General features: G+C 45.6%; 13 protein-coding genes. 3 read left to right on the top strand and 10 right to left on the bottom strand.

The window, feature by feature from the left end:
* Nucleotides 1–327 precede the first annotated feature (327 nt).
* Entirely contained in the window at nt 328–2,199 is a 1,872-nt protein-coding gene (locus tag BCT11_RS24085; protein ID WP_102389464.1) for a methyl-accepting chemotaxis protein, read from the top strand.
* An 82-nt stretch (nt 2,200–2,281) separates the two neighbouring features.
* Here BCT11_RS24085 and BCT11_RS24090 read toward each other — a convergent pair whose 3' ends face one another.
* The 3 genes from BCT11_RS24090 to BCT11_RS24100 all read right to left on the bottom strand — a co-directional run bounded on the left by BCT11_RS24090 (nt 2,282) and on the right by BCT11_RS24100 (nt 5,016).
* Entirely contained in the window at nt 2,282–2,602 is a 321-nt protein-coding gene (locus tag BCT11_RS24090) for a hypothetical protein (RefSeq protein WP_102389465.1), read from the bottom strand.
* 235 nt (nt 2,603–2,837) lie between these two features.
* Entirely contained in the window at nt 2,838–3,995 is a 1,158-nt protein-coding gene (locus tag BCT11_RS24095; protein WP_038865281.1) for an aromatic amino acid transport family protein, read from the bottom strand.
* A gap of 709 nt (nt 3,996–4,704) precedes the next feature.
* On the bottom strand, nt 4,705–5,016 hold the full coding sequence (locus tag BCT11_RS24100; RefSeq protein WP_038875460.1) for a hypothetical protein: 312 nt from the start codon (nt 5,014–5,016) through the stop codon (nt 4,705–4,707).
* A gap of 140 nt (nt 5,017–5,156) precedes the next feature.
* Between BCT11_RS24100 and BCT11_RS24105 the strand changes: the two genes are divergently transcribed.
* A complete protein-coding gene (locus tag BCT11_RS24105; RefSeq protein ID WP_038875463.1) occupies nt 5,157–5,492 on the top strand; it encodes a helix-turn-helix transcriptional regulator in 336 nt (111 codons plus the stop codon).
* A gap of 87 nt (nt 5,493–5,579) precedes the next feature.
* Nucleotides 5,580–6,335 (top strand): hypothetical protein, encoded by a 756-nt coding sequence (locus BCT11_RS24110; RefSeq protein ID WP_102389496.1) that lies wholly within the window; start codon nt 5,580–5,582, stop codon nt 6,333–6,335.
* An 86-nt stretch (nt 6,336–6,421) separates the two neighbouring features.
* Here the strand turns inward: BCT11_RS24110 and BCT11_RS24115 are convergent, their stop codons facing one another.
* From BCT11_RS24115 to BCT11_RS24145, 7 genes are all read right to left on the bottom strand, one after another.
* A complete protein-coding gene (locus BCT11_RS24115) occupies nt 6,422–7,168 on the bottom strand; it encodes a phosphatase (RefSeq protein WP_102389466.1) in 747 nt (248 codons plus the stop codon).
* Nucleotides 7,169–7,194: 26 nt separating this feature from the next.
* Nucleotides 7,195–7,929, bottom strand: a complete 735-nt coding sequence (locus BCT11_RS24120; protein ID WP_038875469.1) for a nucleoside/nucleotide kinase family protein — start codon at nt 7,927–7,929, stop codon at nt 7,195–7,197.
* A gap of 9 nt (nt 7,930–7,938) precedes the next feature.
* Nucleotides 7,939–8,457, bottom strand: coding sequence for an MltR family transcriptional regulator (locus BCT11_RS24125; protein WP_038875471.1), 519 nt, complete (start codon nt 8,455–8,457; stop codon nt 7,939–7,941).
* 59 nt (nt 8,458–8,516) lie between these two features.
* Nucleotides 8,517–9,788, bottom strand: coding sequence for a zinc-binding dehydrogenase (locus BCT11_RS24130; RefSeq protein ID WP_102389467.1), 1,272 nt, complete (start codon nt 9,786–9,788; stop codon nt 8,517–8,519).
* A gap of 47 nt (nt 9,789–9,835) precedes the next feature.
* Nucleotides 9,836–11,257 carry a PTS mannitol transporter subunit IICB gene (locus BCT11_RS24135; RefSeq protein ID WP_079855974.1) on the bottom strand — a complete coding sequence of 474 codons (1,422 nt, stop codon included), beginning with the start codon at nt 11,255–11,257 and terminating at the stop codon, nt 9,836–9,838.
* 12 nt (nt 11,258–11,269) lie between these two features.
* Entirely contained in the window at nt 11,270–11,713 is a 444-nt protein-coding gene (locus BCT11_RS24140) for a PTS sugar transporter subunit IIA (protein ID WP_102389468.1), read from the bottom strand.
* 475 nt (nt 11,714–12,188) lie between these two features.
* Nucleotides 12,189–12,908, bottom strand: coding sequence for a GntR family transcriptional regulator (locus tag BCT11_RS24145; RefSeq protein ID WP_020194774.1), 720 nt, complete (start codon nt 12,906–12,908; stop codon nt 12,189–12,191).
* Nucleotides 12,909–12,946: the final 38 nt, after the last annotated feature.

Genomic DNA, 12,946 nt, shown 5'->3' on the forward strand with positions numbered 1-12,946 from the left:
TTCAACACAAAGTTATAAATATCACTTTAAATTCATTAATTTAAATGAGAAAAACAATCTCTTCAGACTTGTTTATATAAGGCTCAATGATACTATTCTTATGTTTTTAACAGTTTAATGACGAAGTCTTACAAAGAAGATCAATCTCACAACTTTTGAACACGACCTGGCAATTGTTAAGAAATTAAACAAATCGCCTTCAGGTTTCTGATATATCTGTCGATAACAAAATTACAAACACAATAATGTGTTCACTTCTGCCGAATGTACCCAATAAATAAGAGGTACAAGCAGAGTAAACCAGCCGGGAGACTCGAGAGGGAAAGTATGAAATTCAGACATAAAGTTGTCACCGCCTCCTCAATTTTATTGCTTGTGACTGTGGCATTGCTGTCGACACAACAAGTTATGACCATTCGTTCGCAGATCGAAGAAAACATCGACACGAGCGTTAGTGAGATCCTATCTAGTGTGGGGAACACGGTAGAATCTGAAATAAGTGCAAAGAAAGAACTCGCTCAATCCATGACCGAGATTCTAGAAATTAATCCAACTGATCACGACTACGTGAAAAAAGTGCTTGAAAAACCAATGCCAAAATCAAGCTTCTTGGCAATCGGTTACGCGTACGACAATAACGGTTTCGTGATTGAGAACGATGACAACTGGGAAGCGACACCTGATTACGATCCTCGAGTCCGTCCTTGGTTTGTCTCAGCAAAAGCACAAGGTAAGCTTGTCGTCACCGATCCCTACGTGGATGTTTCTTCTAAGAAAGTGATCATCTCTATCGGTACCCCAGTTCGCGAAGCTGGCCAGTTTTTAGCAGCCATGTTCTATGATTTGGAGCTAACAACCCTTTCTGACTTAGTCAACCAAGTAAACCTATTCGATGCGGGTTACTTATTCCTTGTGACCGCTGATGGCACAACAATTGCCCACCCAGAAGCAAAGTACAACGGTGAAAAGCTATCTAGCTACCTCCCACAAGTCGAGCTAACGTCAGGTGCTCAACATATCGAGATGAACGGCGACAAGTATATGGTCAGCCTAACTCACATTCCGAGTGAGAACTGGTATGTGGGCGCGGTTGTTGATGAAAGCATTGCTTACTCAGCAATCGATACTCTACGTAACAGCGCCATTATTTACTCTTTGATTGCCGTAATTGCATCAATTATCGCGCTTACTCTTCTTATCCGCACCTTAATGCGCCCTCTTGATGAGCTGAACAGTACCATCCAAGCGGTTGCCTCAGGCAAAGGCGATTTGACGCAACGTTTGGACACCAATACTGACCAAGAATTCTCTGAGCTCGCGAAAGGCTTCAATACCTTTATGGAGAACTTGCAGCATCAAATCATCGAATCGAAAAGCATTTCTGATCAGATCTTAAGTGGTACTCAAATTACCGCAGAAGGAGCGAAAGATTCCGCCGTAGCGATTCAGACTCAGCTGCAAGAACTTGAGCAACTCGCAACAGCAATGCACGAGATGTCAGTGACGGCGACAGAAGTCGCTAACAATGCGCAGGGTGCAGCAAGTGCGGCTAAAGAAGCGGACGATGCGACCGTGCAAGGATCTTCCGTCGTAAATGAATCGACTGAAACGATCAACCTGCTTTCAGATAGCATCGACCAAGCGGTCGAAGAGGTGCAAGGTCTTGAGTCGGCGACGGCAAACATCGAGACGATTCTTAAAGTGATTAACGACATCGCAGACCAAACTAACCTACTGGCACTAAACGCAGCGATTGAAGCTGCACGTGCGGGAGAGTCTGGTCGTGGCTTTGCCGTTGTTGCGGATGAAGTTCGAACACTGGCACAGCGCACGCAAGAATCTACTACAGAAATTCGCAGCATGATTGAACAGCTTCAATCGGGTGCATCTTCTGTGGCAAGCGCAATGCATCAAAGCAAATCCAGTGCCGTAGAGGCCGTCGAGAAAGCTGAATTTGCGAATGGCGCATTACAACGTATTCGTGATGCAATCCAACGCATCTCAGACATGAACCTGCAAATCGCCTCCGCTGCCGAAGAACAAAGCTTGGTTGCCGAAGAAATCAACAACAACACAGTCAACATAAAAGATTTATCAACTCAAGTTGCTGACTCAGCGAACCGCACCAACGATGCAATGCAAGCACAACATGAAGACGTTCGTAAACAAGACGAGATTCTAAACCGATTTACGGTCTAACTTCTCCTCTTTAACCCAGAACAAACTTCATCACCCAACAAGTAAAACAGCGAGCCAAAGTGCTCGCTGTTTTTTTGTTTTCTTACAAGGCCACATGTATATAGCGATCTTTCGAACGCTTGTAATAAAAATCATCCACTTTCAGGTAGGTAAAATTGCCAATCTGAATGTAGGTGCTGCGTGGTGGAATGTGTTTGTAATGGTAATAGTGATGCTTTGGTCGCTTGTGCTTCATCACCACAACCTTTTTGTGTTTATGCTTATGTCTGTGCTTATGATGGTGGTGATGCCCATGATGATGTCCGTGCTTGTGGTGATGTTTAGGGTGCGCGCTCGCTTCAGCACTGAACATCCCCAAAGAAAGCATCATTCCAACGATCGTGAAAGAAAGTCGCTTCGACACTCTTTTCCCCTTTGCTCTATAACTTGCTGCCTATTTTAAAGAGCCCATCAACAATCCATGTCAGCCACTGACGAGACAGTTTCACCTCAAGGTCAAATATCATCGCGATTTATCAGGCAACGGTCAGGCCATACACGCCGCTGATGCAGCACTAACAATTCTGCACAAAAAAGCCGCTTGCCCAGTTATGGACAAGCGGCTTTCTAGATTCAATTTGTGTGTTCGTAGAGTCGATTTATACCGCTTGAGCGAACAGCAAGAAACAACCGAATAGGAAGATCACGCTCATGCCCACCGTACCACCACCCGCTTCGTACACATTGTTGTCTTCTACTGGGACACGACGCACTTTCATCGTCATCGATAATGGAACAAACACTGCTAGGAATACAAGGATGATGCCTGCGTAGCTAAGGATCGCTAAGAAGTGCTCTGGAGCAAATACCGCGCCAAGCAACGGCAGAATAAACGTCGTCACGAATACTACTGGCTTACTTGCTTTCAGAAGGTCCGCATTTTGGTCGTAAAGCGCCATTGCTACACCCAAGAAAGACGTCAGCAGGGCCAAGCCAGTAAACATAGACAGAATGAACTCAAGACCGGTGTACTGTTGACCAAGAACAGAGATCAACTCAGACACGTTTGAGAACTGGATAAGTTCGTGTGGTGGCAAGTTACCCACGACTGCAAACAACCATAGTAGGTAACACACAAGTGGAATCGTCGAGCCCACAATGATCATGTTGCGCAGTTGGTTTTTACTCGCTTCTTTGTTGTAAGTCACCAAAGAAGGAATCACGACCATGAAGCCAAAGCTTGTGAAAAGAACTGAGCTTTGCTTGATCAGTGCCATTTTGTCGGCGTTCACTACTTCACTTAGACCTTCAAACGATACGTTTGGAGCAAGGGAGAAAAGCGTCAGAATCAGAGCGACAATCATACCGATAAACAAGCCACGGTTGAGTTTATCAACGACACCTGTACCCGCTGATACAATAAGACCGACAAGAACAGTAAAGCCAACTTGGCTCGAAATAGTAGAAACAGGAATGCCCATTGATGCAGTGACTTTCTGTACAAGATCGCCAGCACCAATGATGTAAGCCATTAACAAACACACAAGTAAGGCGTAAAGAAGACCATTCGTTACAAACTGCCCGCCTTTACCAAGGGTTTCACGAGCAATCGCGTTCATGCTAACGCCACCACCTACTTTACAGCTTGCTTCCAACAGAAGAAGTGCAGCGTAAGTTGTACCCGCCCAGATGAACAGCATAAGAAGAGTGCCCCAAAGGAGGCCGAATTGAGCAAGCACCATTGGTATAGCAAGCATACCAGCGCCAAGAGCAGTACCTGCAACGATCAGGGAGCTGCCGACAAGTTTTAGGTTCACGGTTAATACCTCTAAATTTAATCCGTTTTAGTTATCACTTATCGCGGTTTTGGTTAGAAACGCGATCAACAGAAATGTCCCCGCCTGAAATTCAGATCACAAAAAACAACACACGCAGGTTCGACTCTGCAAGCGCATTTGTGTGTAAGGGGAATCATTTCCGAACAGAGTCTTGATTCACGGAACGTCTTATTTTGGGTTCGAAGCAAAATCAGCACATCCTTTTTCGTCAATCCCATTCTCTGCTAAATGGATTTGGTTCGAGAGGATTGTAAGGCATAAATAGGACGATTGAAAAGCAAAAGCTCCATCTTATAGCCATATATTTTAACAACTATCGGCAATTGCAACGGATATGTTGCAAAGTAGCTTGTTATTTAGCCTTTTGTTGTCTTGGCGAATGAAACTTGAGCGTTCAAGCTCATTTTTGAGGTGTACATGAAAATGTACACTTTGTTGGAAGGCATTAGAATCGCAGAACATAGCCTAGATTCAGCAATATCGTTATTATTCGCTACGTACCGACACGATTCGGTTCACATACCTCTAAACACTGATTTACGGTTCGAAGTTTTTGGTAAATGAGTGTTCTGAATGCTGGGAGTGGTTCCCCAGCATTTATATCCTTTCTATTAGATTCCTTTATGTCCCCTAATCACAATTGATGATTTTGCGCACACATCCGCTTACCTACTATGTCGCCTAAGAATCAGAGTTCGTTATCCAACGCATCAATAATGTATGTCATGGCTGCAATGCCCATGTCCGCCACTGAGCGCTCCATCGGACTCAGGTTTTCATAGGTTTGCTCCAATTCTGCTTGCTCAATATAACCTCGATGCAAGAAGAGCTCTTTGTACTTCATTAGTCGTTTCTGCGATTCACGTGTGAGCCAGGTTACGTCCAATCGAATATCGCAGCTGCGATTACGAATCTCAGCAAGCAGTTGTTCTAAAACGCATTGCATTTTGCGAATGCCTACCTTGCCAGAAATTGATTTATAAATCTGATGTTTTTCCATTTTCTGAAACTAACTGAAATTACGTAAATTTTTTGTGGAGCGTCATTCTTATCGCTATATCAATTTGGGTAAATACGGGGTGGTTAAACTGGTCCGTTTATTGCGTGCTTCAGGACAAAACTGTCCTTTAAGGAGCTCTTATGCATGTAGACCCACTGATTGAAGTGCTGATTACTCGACGAAAAGAGAAAGGGATGTCGCGTGAACAAATGGCAAAAGTTGCGGGGATGAGCGAAAAAACCTATCAGAGAATAGAGAGAGGCGAGTCGGATTTGAAACTATCCCAATACCGTTCGATTTTACGAACTCTCAACTTAACGGATCTGGATATCGCTCTGGATGCAAGAGGTGTCAGTAATATCTCATCAGAAGATGTTGCCTCTGCAGCAAGGTTACTGTCTCCAGAAGCACAATCTTTACTGACCAAGCTAATTTTTTTGGTGCTAGAGCAACAGAAAAACGATAACAAAAAGTAGTGCTCTAGACTCAGGCCCTTAACAAAGCTAAGGTGAACTAAACTTAAAGATTAGAGCTTCGGTACTCCAACCATGGGGGAAAGCCTTATGAGAAGCATCTGGGTCATGATCACCGTCATTATCTGCTTGCTGGGAGCAACAAGTCTGTCTGCACAACCGCAAGTGAAACCCGCGGTAAAGCCGATCACGCAACCGGGTAACAAACACGATTTGCGCCCTGTGAATCGCCCTCATAGGCCCATCAAGCCACCCCACTATAATCGGCCACCTTATTACCGTCCGCCCTACTACAGACCACCCTATTACCACCGACCACCTTACGTCGTTAGGCCACCGCGCTATCATTCGTCGTTTATCTATGTAAGACCGGGGTATTGGTATCCACCCTATCGCGGACGTTATTACTATTATCATAGCGATCTCGTAGGCATAGCGACCTTCGCCATCTTTGCCGGCATCACCTATGCAATCGTTCAAGACTCGTATTACCGCAGGAATGGAGACCGCTATGATTACGTCCGTTACCCGCCAAGTGGTAACTACACGATTGTGAATGGAAACACCATCACTACGTCCTCCTCAACGTCGTCAAACTATGCGCCATCGTCGTCAGGGCAAGTTGTGTCTTCTTCGCCAAGTTCGAACACGCCGCGAGTCACTCATGTGGTTCCGGCTAGAAAACCTGAACCTAGCCCTTACAAGCTTGGAGAGATCGTAGATTCATTGCCTCACACGAAAGAAACGGTCGTCGTCGACGGACAGAGCTATTTCAAATACAAAAATACGTGGTTTGCGCCACTCAGAGCCGAGCGTAAGTTTGTTGTGGTGGAATCCCCGCTGTAGTGCTTTATGCGTCACCCTAAACGAACTAAACCCGCACGCTGCGGGTTTATGTTTGTTTGTAGATAGCCGTTTGAGTCGCTCGCTTTTCAATAGAGCGCTTCGAACTCTGGAATCCTCCCTTTACCTCTCAGTAATAAGAAGTTCAGAAATAGGCTCGTCGATGTAGTGAGTATCTTCTCTTCTTCCACACCATGTTTTTCCAGCAAAGCAATCGCCAAGTCTAACTTAGAGATCTCTTCACAGAAGTGAGCATCCGACCCTGTGCTGAAGTAAACGCCAATCTCTTTGCCCAGTTCGACAATGCGCTCACAACGGGAATCACTGCCCTTGCGGCTTTTGCCTGTCAACGATGTATTGTTCACTTCAATTGCGACATTGTGTTCTTTGGCACAGCGCAACACTTGCTCCATATCAAATGGGTAATTTGGGTTACCTAAGTGACCAAGAACATCCACTCTGCCGCTTTTAATCGCATTGATCAGGGCCGCCGTATGCTCAGCTTCGGTCGCGGGCTTGAAAACGGGCTCATGGAAACTCGCAATCACCCAGTCAAGATGTTGGTCAGAGGACGGTGGTAAGTCTATCTCCCCTTTAACATTCAGCGTGTTGGCTTCTACGCCACGGAGAATACCTACATCGTGTAAAAAGCGGGGCAAAATTCTTTGATTGTTGAAATACCAGTAGTGAGGGGCTCCAGGCATCTCGGGAGCATGATCGGTGGTACAAAGAAGTTTTAGCCCCTTATTCTTAGCAGACGATGCGTTCTCTAAAATGGTGCTGTAAGCGTGTCCACTGGCAATAGTATGGGTGTGGCTATCAATCACGATATCCATGGTGACCTCCTGAGATTGTGGACGAACTATCGAATTTCGAACGAACCGTTTTGATTGAGAAACAGCGATAAGTCAGCAGGAATCGAATGATTCAACACTTTATCAACGTTGACCGCATCAGAGCGTAAGTAGAACTCCAAGGCGGCTTCTGGGTCTGTGCCGCCACGAATCTTACGATTGACTAAACGCTCTTGTAGAAACTCCGCTTGAGTATCAATAAACACCGTAAAATCAGCCAAGCGATGCAGTTCTTTCCATACTGGTTCATCAAGCAGCAGCCAGTTGCCCTCGACGACAACAATATTGCGGTTAACCTGAATGGCATCATCAACCGGATCATGCAGGTTGCGATCGTAGTAAGGCCATTTGCTGTCTTTCACTTTAAGCTGTTTCAGCTTATCGATAAGCTCGGTGAGATTGAACGTCTCGTAAGAGCCTTTAATGCTGCGCAGAGGAACAATGTCGCCATTACGTTCAATGGTGTTGCTGTCGAGGATTTCATTCGGGTAGTGAAAACCATCAAAAGGTAGAACCTGAAGTGGCTCTTGGCTTTCATCTTGCTCAGAGAGGTGTTCCCAGAACGCAGCAAGGGTCGACTTACCGCTGCCTGGAGGGGCACACAAGAACACGACAATGCGTTCCTGTTTCTCATGATATAGACGGGTAAACTTTTCGATAAGAGGTTGATGGATTCGCTTTACGTCGGCATCGGGAAAGGTAGCTTCGGTTTCAAAACCACTGACGTTTAAATTCACTTTCATGGTGAACCCTTATTGATTGATCTCCCCTTCGATTCTTTCTATCAACATTTCACACGACAGCTTCAACACTGTTTTGATGAGAGATTCGTATCTCATTTGCGAAAAGGACTCAAACGAAGAGAACTTAAGCTGATTGATCGACTCAAGATAAAAGCTGTCTTGCTGAGAAGAGAGTACCGCTTGGTTTTTGATGAAGTCGTAAATCACGTCATCCGCGAATTCGACTTTCTCCGGTTGGCTAACCACGTACTCCAAGACCTGATCGTACAATCCGATATCGGCGTAAGTTTCCAAAGAGATTTTGCCCATCGCAAACATCAGCTTCGATACCACATCGGTCGTCACCAACGGACCATCTTCTTTCAATAAAGGTTCCACAGCATACTCCTTCACAAGGTCGTCTTGGACGAACACACTCGGAAGTAATGCTTTTAACTTGAGGTTAATTATTTTGTTAGAAACCTGAAGAAACGCAGTCGCATTTTCGCACTCGTCCAGTTTCTCCAGTAATTCGTCTTCACGTGACAACGTATTATGACCTCTCCATTATGTGGCAGCGCAAAGGCTACCACACAAATTCGTTGCAACTAAACCGTTAAGCTCACGTCATAAAACTCAAGTAACGCTTTTTCTGCATGTGCGTTCCACACATAGTTATTCGCGTTCAAAATTGCGTCTAATTCGGCGAAGAACGGGTCTTGGTCTGCCAACGATAAGAAATCATCAATCGCGGTCAACGGCAGGTCAATGTGTGGGTAAATCAACTTCTTACCACCCGGGATATCGAGCTGATTCAGAATCGTATGTGGCGCAGCTTGCAGACCACCAACGTGCGTGATCATGAACGATGGGTTGATCTTACCTTGGGAAGACAAGTCGATAGATTCCACCATGTCACCTGTTGAACCTCCAGACGTGCCCACAATGTGCGTCGATTCGTAATGCACGTTGTAGAAGTTAAACGGTACTTTGAATTTTTTATCGGTAGGGCCTGCGAAAAAGTTCAAGCAGCCATCGTTGCCCAACAGCTCATCGGCTTGCTCTAGCACTTGCGATACAGCTGCATACACCATCACATCGTCGTAGCCTTTGCCATCGTTCAGCGCTTTCAGATAAGTCACAGGATCATCGACTTGAGCGGTATTCACGTAATGCAGTTCGACGCCTTGTTCTTTTGCTTTTTCAACCGGGATTAAGCACTCTGCTCGGTCTAAGCGCGCAGCGTCAATGTCTGTCACCACAATCAGTTTTGGCTTCACAGGTCCGTTAATCGCGTAGTCAATCGCGCCAATGCCCATTGGGCCAGCACATGCAAGTAGCGCTAATGATCCGCCCTCTTTGATGCCCATATCATGCTCGTACACGTATTGCGTCGTGTGGTAACTCGCATGGTAAGCACCGATGATGCATGACATTGGCTCAGCTAAAGACGCATCTGCAAAGTAGTCACCGTGGTAAGGCAGCACACAGCCTAAGTCGATAGCGATTTTAGGGATGATGGAATACGTTGCGTTGCCACCAAAGGTTTCGTAGCTGTAACCCGCCGAGTAACCAGTAGGCAAACCCATTGCTGGTTGTAGAACAAAGTAATCGCCTGCTTTGTATTGGTCTTTTAGGTTCTCACCGACTTCAACAATCACACCTGCGTATTCATGACCCGTCATCACTGGCACTTCATCAATGTTCTCAGGCACGCGTTTGTGTTTGCTACCCAACAATGCTGCTTTGTAAGTGGATAAGCAAATGCTGTTTGAAATGTTTTTAACCAGAAGTTCATCAGCTGAAATGCTTGGCAAATCAAAGGTTCTTAGTTGAACATCTTTCTCACCACAGATAACCGCTGCCGTTGTTTGTACCATGATTTCTCTCCTAAATGGGGTGGTAGGTGCCACCCCATACTGCATTGTTAGGCTGGTTGCTCAGTCGCGACCGCTTGTTGCTTAATCGTATCCATCAGCTCATTGAGCGCTGGGTCATTGAGGAAGTTCTTAATCGTTACCACTGGCAAGCCTGTTGCTTTGATGGCTCGACTTTCTAAGCTTTCGTGTGTCACGACAATGTCGGCTTCACTTGGGACTTTTTCGATGGCGAAGTTCTTCACTTCAATATCAATCCCGGCTTGAACTAACTTGCGTTTGAAGGTTGAAGCACCCATCGCGCTTGAGCCCATACCCGCATCACAAGCGAATGCGACAAATGAAATTGGTTTGTTGACTTCTTGTGTTGCAGCAGCAACTGGTTTGATTGCACCTTCCGCTTTCATGTCTTTCATATCAGAGACAGACTGTTCAAACTCGTCTTCTTTGTCTTCTGCTTTGCTCATCTTCAGAATCGCACTTGCAACAAGGAAGGAAACAATCGTTGCAGTTGTGACACCTGCGATGGTCGCTAGGAAGCTGCCTTTCGGAGTCAATGCTAAGTAAGAGAAGATCGAACCTGGACTTGGACCTGCTACCAAACCTGCATCAAGTAGGTTGAAGGTTGCGATACCTGTCGCGGCACCCGCAATCATCGCCAAGATCATGATTGGCTTCATTAACACGTACGGGAAGTACAGCTCATGAATACCACCGAAAAAGTGAATGATAATGGCACTTGGCGCAGAGCGTTTAGACAGACCTTGACCAAACTTCGCATAAGCCAGCAGCATACCAAGACCTGGACCTGGGTTAGATGCCACCATAAAGAAGATAGATTTACCTGTTTCAGCTGCCGCCTGCAGACCCAGTGGGTAATAAATACCTTGGTCGATAGCGTTGTTTAGGAACAGCACTTTCGCTGGCTCGTTGATGATCGCAAGCAAAGGAAGGAATCCCGTCGCCACCAAGGCTTCGATGCCTGATTTCACAAACAAGTTTGCCGCTGTTACTGCTGGGCCAACAATCTCGTAGGCGAACAGGCACAGGATCATGCCCACAATACCTAGTGAGAAGTTGTTCACCACCATCTCAAAACCAGAAGGAATGCGGTGTTGGATTCGCTTATCCATTTGCACCACAACCCAAGCACTGAGTGGGCCCATGATCATCGCGCCAACAAACATTGGGATGTCCGCACCAACGATAACACCCATGGTACCGATGGCACCGGCTACCGCGCCGCGTTTATCACCAACAATCTGACCGCCGGTATAACCGATCAACAGTGGTAATAAGTAAGTGATCATTGGACCAACAAGTTCCCCAAACGCTTCGTTTGGCATCCAACCTGTTGGGATAAAGAGTGCAGTAATAAAGCCCCAAGCGATGAAGGCTCCGATATTTGGCAGCACCATAGCGGTCAAATGACCCCCGAAGGCTTGCACATTGGCTCGCATGTTTGCTTTCACGTTATGTTCCTTTTAGTATGCTTTTATTATGTCTAGCACTTGTTCCTTAGATGAAGCTTGTGCCAGTTTTGCAATGTTCTCTTCGTCCACAAACATCTCGCTCAGCGCTTGAATCACCTCAATGTGGGTATCAGAGTCTTTTGCAGCTAGGGTAATAAGAATGTTGGCAGGACCAAGGTCCGAACCAAAATCAACTGGTGAAGGGAAAATATGAATGCCCAAGCCCGTTTTTAGGACACCGGTTTCTGGGCGAGCATGTGGCATCGCCAGTCCAGGGCACAACACATAGTAAGGACCATTTTCTTCGGTCGATTGGATGATGGCATCCGCGTATTGCTGAGAAACGTAACCTTTGTCTTCTAGGTATTGCGTTGTCTTTTTAACTGCATCTTGCCATTGGTAAGCGCGGTCATTAATAACATCTACTAGTTCGCGGTCGATTAATTCATACAGCATTTTTAAACCCTATCAGCAGTTCGGTATCGATGGGTTAATTATCAATAAGAGTCGTAGAACCGCGCAAGCACGCCTCTTTTGTGCAACAAATCACAATTAAATGGCTGTCAATTTGTTTTAATGAACGTAGCTCAAAAATAGACAAAGAAAGTTAGCAACAAATTTTCTTTCAGCAACATGTCAATAGGCATAATTTGAACTTCCGCACCTATCCAAACATTTCTAGAAATTCGCAATAATTTATCTCGATCACATTACGACTCTTGACTCGGTATTTATCGTGATTAAATTCAAACTTCATTTTCCACTAATTCGGCGCTAGTGAGTTTCAAACAGGGATAATCATCACACTTGTTTGCTAAAAGAAATCGAAACGTTGCTTAGTTTCAGCATAGAGCGAACAGAAGGTCGGAAGAGAAAAGACACAAAAAACCCGCCGAGTGGCGGGTTTAAAATGAAATGCGTAATATCGCGCTTACGACTTATGACGTTTTGCCACCAGCGTAAACTTATAGTCAGTCGATTTGAAGTAGTTGCGGCTGTATTCAAACACCACATCCCCTTGCAAGAAACCACGCGTGCGCTTTTCGATAATCGGCTCGGCCGGATCAATATCTAGCAACTCTGCAATGTCTTGCGGTGGCAATACCGGGATGATTTCTTGTTCACTGCGATCAATCACCATGCCCTTCTCTTTCTCAATAAAGTGGTACTTAGAACCTTGCATCACTTGGTAGGTGAGATCAGGGAACATGTCTGTCGGCAACCAAGTTTCTTCTACTGTGATTGGGTTGTCATCAAGGTAACGAACGCGTTTCACGTAAAAGACTTTGTCATCTTCATTGATGTTCAGCGCATCAGCCATCGTGAGCGATGCTTTGGTAATCTCGAACGCGACCACATCACTGTGTGTCACTGCATTTAGGTGCGCCCACTTCTCTGCAAAACTGGTCTGCTGGTAAATGTCGTAGTTAACCTTGTTCTCTTTCACATAGGTACCACTACCCTGCACACTTTCCAGTTCACCATTTTCAATCAGCAGTTTTAACGCTTGGCGAACCGTGACTCGGCTACAAGAAAATTCTTCGCGTAACTGAGCTTCGGTAGGAAGAGCGGTTCCTACTTTGTATTCGCCATCGCTGATCTTCTCGCGAATCGCGTCCGCAATCTGGCGATACATTGGCAGTCTTGCCATGTTTACCTCTATAAAAACAATACAAATGACCATTCAAG

The sequence above is a fragment of the Vibrio sp. 10N.222.52.B12 genome, assembly GCF_002875385.1.
GTDB lineage: Bacteria > Pseudomonadota > Gammaproteobacteria > Enterobacterales > Vibrionaceae > Vibrio > Vibrio jasicida.

What these genes read in the sequence shown, in the direction of transcription:
- BCT11_RS24130 (WP_102389467.1), bottom strand. Translation starts at nt 9,788, where the DNA reads ATGGTACAAACAACGGCAGCGGTTATCTGTGGTGAGAAAGATGTTCAA.
- BCT11_RS24115 (WP_102389466.1), bottom strand. Translation starts at nt 7,168, where the DNA reads ATGGATATCGTGATTGATAGCCACACCCATACTATTGCCAGTGGACAC.
- BCT11_RS24140 (WP_102389468.1), bottom strand. Translation starts at nt 11,713, where the DNA reads ATGCTGTATGAATTAATCGACCGCGAACTAGTAGATGTTATTAATGAC.
- BCT11_RS24145 (WP_020194774.1), bottom strand. Translation starts at nt 12,908, where the DNA reads ATGGCAAGACTGCCAATGTATCGCCAGATTGCGGACGCGATTCGCGAG.
- BCT11_RS24100 (WP_038875460.1), bottom strand. Translation starts at nt 5,016, where the DNA reads ATGGAAAAACATCAGATTTATAAATCAATTTCTGGCAAGGTAGGCATT.
- BCT11_RS24105 (WP_038875463.1), top strand. Translation starts at nt 5,157, where the DNA reads ATGCATGTAGACCCACTGATTGAAGTGCTGATTACTCGACGAAAAGAG.
- BCT11_RS24085 (WP_102389464.1), top strand. Translation starts at nt 328, where the DNA reads ATGAAATTCAGACATAAAGTTGTCACCGCCTCCTCAATTTTATTGCTT.
- BCT11_RS24120 (WP_038875469.1), bottom strand. Translation starts at nt 7,929, where the DNA reads ATGAAAGTGAATTTAAACGTCAGTGGTTTTGAAACCGAAGCTACCTTT.
- BCT11_RS24110 (WP_102389496.1), top strand. Translation starts at nt 5,580, where the DNA reads ATGAGAAGCATCTGGGTCATGATCACCGTCATTATCTGCTTGCTGGGA.